This is a genomic window from Paenibacillus rhizoryzae, from assembly GCF_059686995.1.
Window position 1 is genome coordinate 222,054 of the sequence record NZ_JCAALT010000001.1, and the last position, 14,311, is coordinate 236,364.

Annotated in this window: 15 protein-coding genes; all 15 read left to right on the plus strand. The window is 51.2% G+C overall.

Features of this window, described 5'->3' with window-relative positions:
* The first annotated feature begins 44 nt into the window (after window positions 1–44).
* The 15 genes from AC6ESO_RS00935 (at window position 45) to AC6ESO_RS01005 (ending at window position 14,250) form a co-directional block, all read left to right on the plus strand.
* The gene (locus AC6ESO_RS00935; RefSeq protein ID WP_497089781.1) at window positions 45–1,016 is read left to right on the plus strand and encodes a peptidoglycan DD-metalloendopeptidase family protein; all 972 of its coding nucleotides are present in this window, start codon (window positions 45–47) and stop codon (window positions 1,014–1,016) included.
* Complete coding sequence (locus AC6ESO_RS00940; protein WP_497089782.1) at window positions 1,009–1,896, plus strand: M50 family metallopeptidase; 888 nt, start codon at window positions 1,009–1,011, stop codon at window positions 1,894–1,896. The genes AC6ESO_RS00935 and AC6ESO_RS00940 overlap by 8 nt, the downstream gene beginning before the upstream one ends.
* 41 nt (window positions 1,897–1,937) lie before the next feature.
* Window positions 1,938–3,167 carry an Rne/Rng family ribonuclease gene (locus AC6ESO_RS00945; RefSeq protein WP_497089783.1) on the plus strand — a complete coding sequence of 410 codons (1,230 nt, stop codon included), beginning with the start codon at window positions 1,938–1,940 and terminating at the stop codon, window positions 3,165–3,167.
* Window positions 3,168–3,353: 186 nt separating this feature from the next.
* Window positions 3,354–3,665 carry a 50S ribosomal protein L21 gene (gene rplU, locus AC6ESO_RS00950; RefSeq protein ID WP_091214815.1) on the plus strand — a complete coding sequence of 104 codons (312 nt, stop codon included), beginning with the start codon at window positions 3,354–3,356 and terminating at the stop codon, window positions 3,663–3,665.
* An 11-nt stretch (window positions 3,666–3,676) separates the two neighbouring features.
* Window positions 3,677–4,018 (plus strand): ribosomal-processing cysteine protease Prp, encoded by a 342-nt coding sequence (locus tag AC6ESO_RS00955; protein WP_494816963.1) that lies wholly within the window; start codon window positions 3,677–3,679, stop codon window positions 4,016–4,018.
* Window positions 4,019–4,032: 14 nt separating this feature from the next.
* Complete coding sequence (rpmA, locus tag AC6ESO_RS00960; protein ID WP_494816964.1) at window positions 4,033–4,338, plus strand: 50S ribosomal protein L27; 306 nt, start codon at window positions 4,033–4,035, stop codon at window positions 4,336–4,338.
* Between the two features lie 135 nt (window positions 4,339–4,473).
* On the plus strand, window positions 4,474–5,211 hold the full coding sequence (locus tag AC6ESO_RS00965) for a Spo0B domain-containing protein (RefSeq protein WP_497089784.1): 738 nt from the start codon (window positions 4,474–4,476) through the stop codon (window positions 5,209–5,211).
* A gap of 14 nt (window positions 5,212–5,225) precedes the next feature.
* Window positions 5,226–6,554: a GTPase ObgE gene (gene obgE / locus AC6ESO_RS00970; protein ID WP_494816966.1), complete on the plus strand. Its 1,329-nt coding sequence runs from the start codon at window positions 5,226–5,228 to the stop codon at window positions 6,552–6,554.
* A 192-nt stretch (window positions 6,555–6,746) separates the two neighbouring features.
* Window positions 6,747–7,184: an ACT domain-containing protein gene (locus AC6ESO_RS00975; protein WP_494816967.1), complete on the plus strand. Its 438-nt coding sequence runs from the start codon at window positions 6,747–6,749 to the stop codon at window positions 7,182–7,184.
* Window positions 7,185–7,219: 35 nt separating this feature from the next.
* Window positions 7,220–8,506 carry a homoserine dehydrogenase gene (locus AC6ESO_RS00980; RefSeq protein ID WP_497089785.1) on the plus strand — a complete coding sequence of 429 codons (1,287 nt, stop codon included), beginning with the start codon at window positions 7,220–7,222 and terminating at the stop codon, window positions 8,504–8,506.
* A gap of 32 nt (window positions 8,507–8,538) precedes the next feature.
* Entirely contained in the window at window positions 8,539–9,612 is a 1,074-nt protein-coding gene (gene thrC / locus AC6ESO_RS00985) for a threonine synthase (protein WP_497089786.1), read from the plus strand.
* Entirely contained in the window at window positions 9,609–10,586 is a 978-nt protein-coding gene (gene thrB / locus AC6ESO_RS00990; RefSeq protein ID WP_497089787.1) for a homoserine kinase, read from the plus strand. The genes thrC and thrB overlap by 4 nt, the downstream gene beginning before the upstream one ends.
* Window positions 10,583–11,458, plus strand: a complete 876-nt coding sequence (gene pheA / locus AC6ESO_RS00995; RefSeq protein ID WP_497089788.1) for a prephenate dehydratase — start codon at window positions 10,583–10,585, stop codon at window positions 11,456–11,458. The genes thrB and pheA overlap by 4 nt, the downstream gene beginning before the upstream one ends.
* A gap of 207 nt (window positions 11,459–11,665) precedes the next feature.
* A complete protein-coding gene (locus AC6ESO_RS01000) occupies window positions 11,666–13,426 on the plus strand; it encodes a LysM peptidoglycan-binding domain-containing protein (RefSeq protein ID WP_497089789.1) in 1,761 nt (586 codons plus the stop codon).
* Between the two features lie 182 nt (window positions 13,427–13,608).
* Entirely contained in the window at window positions 13,609–14,250 is a 642-nt protein-coding gene (locus tag AC6ESO_RS01005) for a BofC C-terminal domain-containing protein (protein ID WP_497089790.1), read from the plus strand.
* The last annotated feature ends 61 nt before the right edge of the window (window positions 14,251–14,311 follow it).

The following is a 14,311-nucleotide window of genomic DNA, read 5'->3' on the forward strand; positions in this document are numbered from 1 at the left end:
CAACATGCTCATATATATTAGCGATTAGAGATGGAGGGATTAGTATGGATACAAAAAGCAGTATCCGCGAGCGCAGACAAGAGCGTATCCGCCGGATCATGGAGCATAACACCAACACACTTCCGCTAAAGCAGGCGATGCAGCAGCCCCAGGCCCGCATTCAACCTTTGCCATTGCCAAGCCCTGCCGATCATCAGCCGAATCCCGACAAGAAGACGGCATCATTGTCTGTGCCTGCGCAGCTCCCTGATATAGAAGATGACCCCGAGCGATTGTGGAAAGCGAATCCGAATCCGTGGGAAAGCGCCGGCTGGCGGATTGCGCCATTACCGAGCAAAGATGTGAAGGCCAGCAAGCAAGGGGGTCCTCCGAAAACACCGGCTCCGCGAGATTTTCGTTTCATCGCCAGAGGGCTGTTCATTCAAACGGCGATTGCAGGGGCGCTATTCATCATTGTGTTTGCGCTCTTTAAGCTGGATATACCTATCGCGAAGCAAGGTCGGCAGGTGGTGACGTCTGCGCTGACGGAGGAAATGAACTTCGATGCTGCTGCGGCATTATACAAGGATTGGTTTGCAGGTACACCATCATTCATTCCGTTGTTTGGCGACCACAGTGGCGAGGAGTCCAAACTGGCCGAAGGCGCAGTCGACCTCCCGATTGTGTCTCCGCTCTCTTCCAGTACCGTTGTCAGAACGTTCGCGGAAACACTTAGTGGAGTCGAACTGGCAGGGGAGCCCGGTCAAGCTGTAGTTGCTGTTGAGACAGGCCGGGTGCTGGTCGTATCCAAGGATGATGACTTGGGCGAAACCGTTGTGGTGCAGCATGCCAATGATCGCGTATCCGTCTACGGTCATCTGGGTTTAGTTCGTGTAGCCGTGAACGATTGGATCGAAGCGGGGAAAACGATAGGGAAGCTGCCGGTAGCGGAGGAAGGCCAGCAAAGCCTGTTGTATTTCGCTGTGAAGGAGAAAGGCCAGTACGTCGATCCGGCGGACGTCGTTCCGATTGATTAAACTTGGCGGCATCCGCTGGTCTGTTCACCCGCTCTTCGTGCTGGTCATGCTCGCCTCCGTTGTGACCGGGTATTTTGTTGAGCTGCTGACCTTATTTGCGATCGTTCTAGTGCACGAGCTCGGCCACATTATGATGGCAAAAGGGTTCGGTTGGCGTATACGAGAAGTGAAGCTGCTGCCGTTTGGCGGCGTGGCTGAGGTCGAAGAGGGCAGCGGCGTCCCTGTTAAAGAAGAAGCGATTGTCGCAATTGCCGGACCGCTTCAGAATGTGTGGATGGCGGCCGTCGCTTGGCTCTTCGGCCAGCTTGGGATTTGGAGTCATGAATGGGCGGAGTATGTGTGGCAAGCTAACGTCATGATCGGTCTGTTTAATTTGCTGCCGATTCTGCCGCTCGATGGCGGGAAGTTAATGCAAGCTGCACTCAGCCGTTCGCTCACATTCTATGGAACGCTTGTCTGGGGCGGGCGGGTCAGCCTGCTCTTCAGCTTTATGATGCTGCTCTATGCTTTTGTGCCAGCGCTGGTGGAGAGAAATGCCGTCCATATTCACATGAATTTGATCGCCGTCGGGTTGTTTTTACTGCTCACGAATTGGACAGCCTATCGGAATATCCCCTATTTGTTTCTGCGGTTCTTAACGACAAGAGCCGTAGCATCGTCAAGAATTGTTGCAAGAGGGGTATGGGCAATGCCCATCATCATTCCGAAAGGATATACGGTTCAAAACACCTTGCAGTTGTTTAAACGGGACAGCTATCATCTAATTGTCATTATGGAAGAAAAAGGTGACATCCTCGGTGTAGTCCCGGAGCAGCGGATCGTGAACGGATTTCTTGCCGATGGGAAGGCTGACCGTGCAGTCTTGGAGCTTTTCATGTAATATAAGTATCAGTAAAGACCGACTGGACAGGAGGTCGAAAGATGAGAAGAATGCTGGTACACAAGCAGAAGGATTGGCTGCAAATTGCCGTAGTGGACAACAACCGTCTATACGAATTTTATAGCGAAAAAACCGAAGATGCCGGGCAATTAGTGGGCAGTGTGTACAAAGGCAAGGTCATTAATGTGCTTCCCGGCATGCAGGCGGCATTCGTTGATATTGGCCTGACGAAGAATGCATTTCTGTATATTGACGATGTGCTGCATCCGCATCTGGAACGACAGAGTAAGGAAAAACCGCAAATCAATCAATTGCTCTCCGCCGGACAAGAGCTGATTGTACAAGTGATGAAGGAGCCGCTCGGCGGCAAAGGAGCGCGTGTCACGACGCATTATTCACTGCCTGGCCGATTTCTGGTTTATATGCCTGCTGCCGATTACATAGGCGTCTCCAAGAAGGTCATCGGAGAAGCGGAGCGCGTCAGAATGCGCGGCATCGGCGAGCAGATTCGATTGCCAGGCGAAGGCGTCATTATGCGTACCGCAGCGATCGGTGAGAGCAGTGAATCGCTTCAGCATGACGTGCAATTCTTGCGTGAGCTGTGGCAAGGGATTGAAGCACGAAGTGGAACATCTACTGCGCCGGCATTGCTTCACCGCGAAGCGGATCTTGTCCATCGACTGGTGCGGGATTTGCTGACTGCGGAGATGGACGAGCTGTGGATCGATGATCGAACAGCCTTTCTCCAAACGGAGGCGCTTATGAAGCAAATGGCACCAGCGATGCTGCCAAGGCTTAGGTTGTTTGAGAAGCAGGGGCAAGCGCTGTTTCAACATTACCGCATTAATGAACAGTTGCATGAAGCCTTCGAGCGGCGTGTTCGTTTAGGCTGTGGCGGAGACTTGGTTTGGGATCAAACAGAGGCGCTGACAGTAATTGACGTCAATACCGGCAAATTCGTCGGAACAAGCAATTTGGAAGATACCGTATTCCGTACGAATTTGGAAGCAGCGGAGCAGATCGCAAGATTGCTGCGGATTCGCGACGTCGGCGGCATTATCATTGTGGATTTTATCGACATGGAGAAAGAAGAGCATCGGGACGAAGTGATGCAGCTGCTTGAGCGGCTCGTTCGCGCGGATCGAACCAAATGCCAGGTTGTCGGCTGGACAAGGCTAGGTTTGCTCGAAATTACCCGCAAGAAGGTCCGGGAGCAAACAACGTCTCCGGTCTTGCAGACGAATGAGTCTACCTCTTCACGGCAGTCCTAACTCGTACATGCGAATGAGTTTATAAAAAGTAATTGCCATTGGGTGTTTGGATGTGCTATTATGTTATGGTGTCTGCAGAGGATATCTGGGCTGCAGTCAAATACCGCGCAGAACAGGTTTCTAAGTTCGGCCTTCTAAGGTCGGCACCTGCATCAGGCGAGTCTTCGATATAAGGAGGTGCAACATATGTTTGCGATTATTGAAACTGGTGGAAAACAGTACAAAGTTCAAGAGGGCGACGTTCTATTTCTTGAGAAGCTGAATGCTTTTGAAGGTGAAGAGGTAACGTTTGACCGCGTCTTGGCTGTTTCTAAAGGCGACGAGCTAGTAACTGGCGCTCCGGTTGTTTCCGGCGCTACTGTAACAGCTAAAGTCGAAAAACACGGCAGAGGTCAAAAAATCATCGTTTATAAATACAAAGCGAAGAAAAACTACCGCCGTAAGCAAGGTCACCGTCAGCCGTACTCCAAAGTAACGATTGGCAAAATCCAAGCTTAAGAGGTTAAATTATGATTACGGTCACCATTGAACGGCAATCCGCCGTTGATACACGGATCGTATCGTTTGCAATAGAAGGACATGCCAAGTTTGCAAAGGCAGGCAAAGATATTGTCTGTGCTGGTGTATCAGCCATTTCGGTTGGTACGGTAAACGCGATTGAGGAGTTGGCGGGACTAGCTCTCCCTGCTTCCATGAAGAGCGGCTGGCTCCGATCAGATATACCGGTAACGAGTGATGCGAGCTCTAACGAGAAGACGCAGCTGCTGCTGGAAGGTATGATCGTGATGCTGAATTCCATTGCAGCCTCATACGGGAAGTATGTTGATATTCGTCATCAATTTCGGGAATAAAGGAGGGAACATCCATGTTGAAACTGAATCTTCAGCTTTTCGCTTCGAAGAAAGGTGTAGGTTCCACGAAGAACGGACGTGACAGCCAATCCAAACGTCTTGGCGCTAAACGCGCTGACGGTCAAACGGTAACTGCTGGCAGCATCCTGGTTCGTCAACGCGGAACGAAAGTTCACCCGGGCAACAATGTTGGCATCGGTAAAGACGACACTCTTTTCGCGAAAGTGGAAGGCGTTGTGAAATATGAGCGTTGGGGACGCGATCGTAAGAAAGTCAGCGTTTACCCGATTGCACTTGCTCCGGTAGCGGCGGCAGAATAGTGAAAAATCCCCGGTCTGCATGCAGACCGGGGTTTTCTTTTTTTTATGAACAAAGCCATATGCAAAGATGATCTTTCTACTTTCTCGTGATATACTGTTTAAGGCTAGGAAAGAACAGGAAAGTAGGCTCGGCTCATGAATCGCTTCGGAATGACCAAACAATTTGCGGCTGCATCCCTTTTGGTTCCTGCTGCTGCTGTTTTCATTTGGCCGGCGGAACTCTGGCTGCTGGCTGTGTTTATAGTCTGGGTGTTCCTTGTTGCTGTGTTCTGGATTCATACGGAACGAAGGGAACAAGAATCGCGGATGGCTAGGGCTGCTTCTGCGATGCAGCAGGCATCCATTCGAACGCTTAATCATCATCGCCATGATTGGATGAATGATCTGCAGGTCATATACGGATATATTCGAATGGGTAAAGCGGATAAGACCGTTCAGTACGTGGAACAGATAAGAGAACGGATGTTAACGGAGAGCAAGATCGCTAAGCTTGGCATTCCGTCGCTTGTTCTGTTTATACAGTCGTTTCGCACGATATCGCACTCATTGGTAATTGATGTGGAGATTGACGGTGATGTGAATTTAGCGGAGCTGCCGCTAGACGGTGAGCTTGCTGCGGAATCGATCGTAGGTATTATTAATGCTTATCGGTTTGCCATCAGACCAAGCACAGGGGATGCTGAGCGGCTCGTTGTACGGATTTCGCAGGACGAGCAGCAGTTAAGCGTATCTTTCCACTGTGAAGGTATCATTAAAGAGATGGATGATTGGAAGATGAAATGCAAGCGGGCGCTTGATAATTCACCGCTTAAGCTGGCGGAGAACGGCCTGCAATCAGCAAGTGTCATGCTGCAGGCGCAGCTTGGGAAATAAACGGAGGCTAGGACATGTTTGTCGACAAAGCAAAGATATTCGTAAAAGGCGGCGACGGAGGAAACGGAATCGTTTCCTATCGCCGGGAGAAATACGTACCGAACGGCGGACCGGCCGGCGGTGACGGCGGAAGAGGCGGCGACGTTATTTTCCGCGTAGATGAAGGGCTTCGTACCCTGATGGATTTCCGCTACCAGCGGCATTTCAAAGGGGAGCGCGGCGAGCGCGGCAAAGTGAAATCGATGCATGGCGCTAACGCGGAGAATATGATCGTTCGGATTCCGCCGGGAACGGTCATCATCGATGATGAATCCGAAGCAATCATCGCGGATATGACGCAGCACGGCTCGGAGATTGTTGTAGCCAAAGGCGGACGCGGTGGACGCGGCAACTGCCGTTTCGCGACGGCGGCCAATCCGGCTCCGGATTTCTGCGAGAACGGCGAGGAAGGCCAAGAACGTACCATTACGCTTGAGCTCAAAGTTATGGCGGACATTGGCCTTGTCGGCTTTCCGAGCGTTGGGAAATCGACGCTGTTGTCTGTTGTATCGGCTGCAACGCCAAAGATTGGCGCTTATCACTTTACAACGCTGTCGCCTAATCTTGGCGTAGTTGATGTTGGCGATGGACGCAGCTTCGTGATGGCGGATCTTCCGGGTCTTATTGAAGGGGCAAGTGAAGGCGTCGGTCTTGGCCATGATTTTCTGCGGCATGTTGAACGTACAAGAATTATTTTGCACATTCTCGACATGTCGGGTTCGGAGGGGCGCGATCCTTTCGACGATTGGGTGAAAATCAACCAAGAGCTCAAGATGTACAATCCGATTCTGGCAGAACGCCCGCAAATTATTGTGGCGAACAAGATGGATATGCCGGATGCAGAGGAACAGCTTGCCTTGTTCCGCGAACAGCTTGAAGCAAGCGGCGATGCCGAGAAGCATCAGCTGGTTGCGATGTCCTCTCTCACGAAACAAGGGGTTCAAGAGCTGCTGTATAAGGCTGCCGATTTGCTGGCGACCGTTCCGGATACCCGCTTGATCGAGGAAGTTAAGGATGTAGCGGAGCGCAAAGTATACACGCTCGAGCAAGAAGAAGATCGTTCGTTCAAAGTGGGCAAGGAAAACGAAGGCTTCTACGTGGAAAGTGCCACGATCGAGAAGTTCATGAAGCGGGTTAACCTGAACAATTCCTACGATGCGATTATGCGTTTTGCTCGTACGATGCGTAAGATGGGCGTTGACGCGGAGCTTCGTAAGATCGGTGCGAAAGACGGCGATATCGTTCGAATCGGCGACTATACGTTCGAATTCTTCGAGGGCAGCGATTTCTCCTATCACGAATAAGTAAAGCGAAACTGCTGCGGCGGTGTCTGTGCATGAAAGTGCAGACACGCTGCAGCAGTTTTTTGTTCATTCCAAGGATAAAATAGGTATAATGAGAATGTTGTGTTTCTCGATTGCCTATTGCCGCATTCGCCATTATTCGATATAATGTCCTCTATGGAAGAACAAATGTCTCTTGAGGGAGGACGGCAAGTGGAAGAACGATATTTTGTCGTCCGCGAGGACATGTTGCCGGAAGCGATCGTGAAGACGATCCAAGTGAAAGAGATGCTCCGGCGCGGCGAAGCCGCCACCGTTCATGAAGCGACGGAACGGGTAGGCTTAAGTCGAAGCGCCTTCTACAAATATAAAGACGGCGTCTACACACAGAATCAATTGAAACGGGAAGCGATCGTAACCATTTCCATGGATCTCGACCACCGGTCGGGTGTCCTCTCGAAAGTGCTTGGTCTTGTAGCCGGCACGGAAGGAAATGTACTTACGATTCACCAAACCATCCCGCTGCAAGGGCTTGCCAATGTCATTATTTCCGTTGATACCTCGATGATGAACGGCTCGCTGTCTGAGATGATTGACGGCATCCGCAAGCATGACGGTGTACGCAAAGCAACGATCATTGGGCAAGGATAGAGAATTTGAGAGTTGAATTGGAGGATATCAGAATAATGAAGCCGATCAGAGTAGGTTTGCTAGGGCTGGGAACAGTCGGTACAGGTGTGGTACGCATCGTAGAAGGACATCAATCCGATTTGGAAAGCCAAGTGGGTTCCCCGATCGTCATTGAGAAAGTACTCGTGCAAAATAAAAATAAAGTCCGTTCCATCAGCGTTTCTCCAGAGAAGCTGACAGAGGACGTTTGGGAAATTATCTATAATCCGGATATCGACGTCATCGTTGAAGTGATGGGCGGCATTGAATTAACGAAGAACTATATACTTGAAGCATTATCCCGCGGCAAACATATCGTTACAGCGAACAAAGATCTGATGGCACTGCACGGACCGGAGATTCTGGCTAAAGCCCAAGAGAATGGCTGCGACGTGATGTATGAGGCGAGTGTTGCCGGAGGTATCCCCATAATTCGCACACTTGTTGAGGGCTTCTCGTCCGATCGCATTACGAAGATTATGGGTATCGTAAACGGTACTACGAACTATATCCTGACTAAAATGAGCAAAGAAGGCGCAGCTTACGGCGACGTGCTGAAGGAAGCACAGGATCTTGGCTATGCCGAGTCCGATCCGACTTCGGATGTTGAAGGTCTGGATGCTGCTCGCAAAATGACGATTCTCGCGACGCTTGGCTTCCGCGCTAACGTTGCGCTTGAAGATGTGGATGTAAAAGGGATTTCCTCGATCACGAAGGAAGACATCCTCTATGCGAAGCGCCTGGGCTATGAAGTAAAGCTGCTTGGTATCGCGGAGCGACAAGACGACTATATCAGTGTCAGCGTACAACCAACGATGGTCAAGCTTTCTCACCCGATCGCATCCGTTAACGGCGTATTCAATGCTGTTTATGTATATGGCGAAGCAGTAGGCGAAACGATGTTCTACGGAGCAGGCGCAGGCGAACTTCCGACGGCTACTTCCGTAGTCGCGGATCTTGTCGCTGTCGTGAAGAACCTGAAGCTTGGCGTGAACGGCAAACAGGAGAAGCTCGCTTATAAAGAGAAGAAGCTCAAAACCGATGAGCAAATTGCTTCGAAATATTTTATGCTGCTCCATGTGGATGATCGTGCAGGTGTTCTTGCGCGCATCACGCAAGCTTTTGCCGAGTATGAAGTGAGCCTTGAGTCGGTGCTGCAACAGCCAAACCCGAGCATCCCTGAAGCGGAAATCATCATCATTACGCATGATGCCAATAAAGCTGCTGCGAAGAAAGTGCTTAAAGCACTGGAAGGCATGGAAGTCGTAAAAGCGATCAAGAGTGTGTACCGCGTAGAAGGCTAACTATAATTTCACATAAAGGAGTCCTATTTTCCATGAGATATCTAGGCTTGCTCGAAACGTACAAAGAATTTCTGCCTGTCAACGAAAACACGCCGATGCTGACGCTTCAAGAAGGCAATACGCCGCTTGTACGTGCCGAGAACCTGTCCAAGGAGCTTGACTTGAACCTGTTCTTCAAATATGAAGGCTTGAACCCGACCGGTTCTTTCAAAGACCGCGGTATGGTTATGGCAGTTGCGAAGGCGATGGAAGAAGGCAGCACAACGATTATGTGCGCGTCTACAGGCAACACTTCAGCAGCGGCTGCAGCTTATGCGGCACGCGGCGGTTTGAATTGTATCGTGCTAATTCCGAATAACAATATTGCGCTGGGCAAACTGGCCCAAGCGATTATCTACGGTGCCAAAGTCATTGCGATCAACGGCAACTTCGACCGGGCGCTTGAAATCGTTCGCGAGATTACAGCGAAGCACCCGATTACTCTGGTAAACTCCGTCAACCCTTACCGGATTGAAGGCCAGAAAACAGCAGCATTCGAAGTTGTCGATCAGCTTGGCGGCGAAGCGCCTGACTACTTGGCGATTCCGGTTGGAAACGCGGGCAACATCTCGGCGTATTGGAAAGGCTTCAAGGAACTGCATGCACATGGAAAAATCACTTCGCTGCCGAAGATGGTCGGTTTCGAAGCCGAAGGCGCCATGGCAATCGTGAAGGGCGAACCTATTGCTGAGCCTGAAACGATTGCAACAGCGATTCGGATCGGAAACCCGGCAAGCTGGAAAACAGCTGTTGCTGCTGCGGAAGAGTCACAAGGCCAAATCAACTATGTAACGGATGAAGAGATTCTCGATGCGTACAAGCTGATCGCACGCCGCGAAGGTATCTTTGCAGAACCGGCATCGGCGGCCTCGATTGCCGGCGTTCTTAAGCTGAAGCGCGAAGGTGCATTTAAAGGCGGCGAAACGGTAGTTTGCGTATTGACTGGCCACGGCTTGAAGGATCCTAACATCGCCATTAAGAGTGTACAAGCTGAGCCTATCGTTGTAGAAGACAACGAAGAAGCGGTTATGAATGCGATCCGTCAGCTTGAGGGAGCGGCAAAATGATGAACCGCCGGGTAATGGTAAAGGTCCCGGCCAGCACGGCGAATCTCGGTCCGGGTTTTGACACGCTGGGTATGGCGTTGTCGCTCTATACGTGGATCGAAATGGCGATCCCAAGTGATGGAAACACCGTCATTGAATTGCATGGGGACGGTCTGGAAGGTATTCCAGCCGATAAGTCCAATTTGATCTATAAAGTTGCGCAGCAGGTGTTCGAGGCTGCCGGTATGGAAGTGCCGGAGCTGCATATCGCGATGTACAGCGATATTCCGCTGACACGCGGGCTCGGCAGCAGTGCATCCGCCATTATCGGAGCGCTAACGTGTGCGAATGCGTTGATCGGCAGGCCGCTTAGCGACGATGCGCTGTTTCAAATAGCCAGTGAGCTTGAAGGCCACCCGGATAATGTCGGCGCATCCCTGTTCGGGGGAATCGTCGTCTCGGCGTGGGATGGATCACGAGCGGAGAAGGTGCGGTTAGAACCGCATGCCGATATGGACGTGCTGGTAGCCATTCCATCGTTCCAGCTATCGACAGAGAAGGCACGCCATGCGCTCCCGACTCAAATCACAATGAAGGATGCTGTCTTTAATGTAGGCAGCAGCTCGCTGCTGGTCGCGGCATTCGCAAGCGGCAACTTGGATCTGATCGCTTTCGCGATGCGAGATCGTCTTCATCAGCCATACCGGGCGGCAATGGTTCCGGGTATGGAGGAAATTCTGGATCAAGCTACGGAGCACGGCGCTTTGGGCGTTGCGCTTAGCGGAGCGGGTCCGACGCTTCTTACGCTCGTTCACAAGAACAGCCCGCGTAAGGCGGAGCTGGAGGCTTTTCTCAGTGATACCCTAGGCAAACACGGCATTCAGGCAGAGACCATGTGGCTGAAGCCTTGTGCGGAAGGTCCCGAGATCACGGTGAGCGGCAACCAGCAGGAACAATCATTCATGGAACGGATTAAAGGAGAAGTCAGGGCATGATTAGCGTAGCATGTTTGACGAAAGGCTCAACGTCTGATGAAGCAGCAAGGTACTTATTAAACGGTCATGGTGCCGATATTCACTATTCCTATCATCGTATGATTGCGGATGTGTTTCTCTCCACCGCGGAAGGCAAGACAACCTATTCTATTATTCCGATTGAGAATACGATCGACGGTTCCGTTGGTCTGCATACCGATTGGATCGTGGATGAAGTAAACCTGCCTATTCAAGCGGAATGGGTATACCCTTCCATTCAAAACTTGATTGGCGAAGCGAACGAGCTAACGACTGACGGCGAGCTCGCGTATGACAGGATCGTTAAGGTGCTCAGTCATCCCGTAGCCATGGCGCAATGTACCCAGTATCTGAAGAAACACATTCCGCATGCAGAGCTTGAGCATGTTGGCAGTACTTCGGAAGCTGTGCGCATTGTTCGCGATAATCCGGGACGCGGCTGGGCGGCAATCGGACAAGTATCGGCAGCGGCAGATAATGAATTGGCCGTGCTCGAAACAGCCGTAACCGACCATGACAATAACTTCACTCGTTTCTTGTTGGTGGGATCTGAGCCTTTTACGCTTCGTGACTCACAGAAACATAAGACGAGTATCTTGATTACGATGCCAGAGGATTATCCGGGTGCGCTGCATCAGGTGCTGTCCGCGTTCTCTTGGCGCCGGATCAACCTTTCGCGGATTGAATCCCGTCCAACGAAGAAGCAGCTCGGCAATTATTATTTCTTGATCGACATCGAAATGTCGCTGGATACGGTCCTGCTTCCGTCTGCTATTGCTGAGATTGAAGCGATTGGCTGTCAGGTGCGTGTCCTCGGAAGTTACCCAAGTTTCAAATATGCAGCCTCTGAATAGTCATGATGGCGTGATGATACGCGCAAATTCGTAATTGAAACACCCGGAAAGTTAAAGCTCTGCCTCGTCTAAATGAGGTGGAGCTTTAACTTTTTTTTGTAAGGAAGGGTGACACTCGCCCATCTCATGCATAGGATGTAGGGATTGATAACGGGCGTTTACCACGTCTGCCCAAGGCGTACAAACGTGACAGGAGGTTTTTGACGGGTGAAAATTCATATTGTCAAAAAAGGCGATACACTATACCTCATTGCCCAGAAGTATAATGTTTCGCAGGAAGAAATCATGAAACTGAATCCTACTATCACCAATCCCGACGTGATTGACATCGGAATGAAAATCAAAGTACCGACTTCTCAAACGGGAAATATGGAGTTTATGCACCAGCATGTTGTACAACAAGGTGATACATTGTGGAAACTCTCCAAAGCATGGGGGATCCCGCTCAGTGATATGATTAAAGCTAATCCGCAGCTGAAAAATCCAAACGTGCTGCTGACCGGCGAAGTCGTAAATATACCTAAGCCAGGCTCGTCACATCATATGCATGAGACGCATATGCAAAGTGGCAACAACCAACACGCAAACGGTCACCATCCGCTTCACCCTTCATCGGTGATGCAAGGCGTTCAAGGCTTGATGGGCAAAATGTCAACAGCGCCTTCGTTACTCGGCGGTAAGAAATCGACAGGTCAAAAAGCAAACACAGCGCCGGTTCCGACGCCGATGCCGGTGGCACCGGAGCAAATCGCTCCGACACCGATGCCAGAGCCGGCTCCAATGCCGATGCCGGTGCCTGAAATCATGCCTGCCGTTGAGAAGAAATATCCGGTCTACAATTCCTATGACCAGCATGTCGATTTATTCAAACAATACGGCGTTCCGGCCACTGAGGTTATGTCGCTTTATGATATGCCGAAAATGCCAGAAGCGGTATCACCGGCATCGATGGGCGGCGGCTATGGGCAGCCGACAGCCGTATCACCGGCATCGATGGGTGGCGGCTATGGGCAGCCGACAGCCGTTTCTCCGGCATCGATAGGAAGCGGCTATGGATATTCGACTCCGACAGCGGTATCACCGGCATCGATGGGAAGCGGTTATGGATATTCGACTCCGACAGCGGTATCCCCTGCATCGATGGGAGGCGGTTACGGACAGCCGACAGCGGTATCTCCGGTATCGATGGGAGGCGGCTACGGTTATCCGTCTGCTGTATCTCCTGCTGAAATGGGTCCGCAAGGCGGCTATGGCTATCCATCCGCAGTCAGTCCTGCAGAAGATATGGAATGGTGTCCGCCGGTAACATTGCCATGGGGAGCGCCAAGCTATGGTTGGGGTCCACAGGCTGTATCTCCGGCTGAAATGGGTCCGCAAGGCGGTTATGGTTTCGATCCATCAATGGTATCTCCGGCTGAAATGGGTCCTCAAGGCGGTTATGGTTTCGATCCGTCGATGGTATCCCCGGCCAACATGGGTCCGCAAGGCGGCTATGGTTACTTTGATCCATCAATGGTTTCTCCTGCTGAAATGGGTCCGCAAGGCGGCTATGGTTACTACGATCCATCGATGGTATCCCCAGCGAATATGGGTCCGCAGGGCGGCTATGGTTACTACGATCCGTCGATGGTATCCCCAGCCAATATGGGTCCGCAGGGCGGCTATGGTTACTACGATCCGTCGATGGTTTCCCCGGCTAATATGGGTCCGCAAGGCGGTTACGGCTACATGGGCGGCGGTCAAATGGCGCCTGTCGTAGCAGGAGCTTCAACAGGCAAGAAAAAATGCAACTGCGGCTGCCATGAGAAACGCGATGACGAAGTCGAGCAGTTCGAAGAAGAAGACGCTCTGGTTGCGTCCCCGAGCAAATCGGCTCCACCGCGCAAAACAAGCAAAAAAGTAGTCGTTCGCCAAACACGCACCGTGAAACCGAAACGCCGCGGAAGTTTACCGTGGATTAATCGCTAAGCGATATATCGAAATAACCCCGGAAGTCATTGCACGCATGGATTCATGCGGCGATGATGCCGGGGTTATTTTTGTGAAATGAATAAGACGGCAACATCCGTTTCGACTTAACTGATCAAAATGTGCATAATTCTCCAGCAGAGGTGAGACACTAGCAAAAAAGGTAAAAAGGGGAGTTCCCGATGATGGAATTCAGCCTCTGGAAGAAATTGAAAAAAAGGTTGCTGCGAAATCGACGGCCGATGTGGCAATTAGGCTGTCTGCTTGCTGTGACCTTTCTCTCGCTTACAAGCGTCCGTTCTGTACAAGCTATGAAGCAGATAAATCCGCCTTCCACCGGAGCAGGAACACGAAGCGTAATCGAAGTGCTGGCATCGCCTGCAGAGCAGGTGACCGTCAAGCTGCACCGTATTTTCTTATGCGGCGAAGAGATGAGCACACTTGGACAGATGACCTCGAAAGAAGCGCTTCGTTTGCTCAAGGAGCATCCGGAGTGGACGGCCGTGCTTGATACAGAGGCAGCGGTCGTTATGGAGCAGCGCATTGACGACTTATCGGAAGCCTGCAAGCAAAGCGGCTATATCAGTATGGATAAGGCAGGCAACTTAACGTTATTTGATGGCTCTCCGAAGAAGGAGAAGGTGCTGCGTACTTTTTTTCAACTGGATGTCAACTACATGGAGAGCAGCTTGCCGAAGGAACGGATCGATGAGCTGGTGAACGGGATTCGGATTACGGACAAGGACGAGTACAACAGTGTGTTGTCCACCTTCAGTGATTATGCGGTCGATCGCACGGAGAAAGTAATGAAACGAGACTTCTAACGGCTGTTCCTACCAGCCAAGCCCAATATCCGATCGGACGAGAGACGGACGCAAGCAGCGT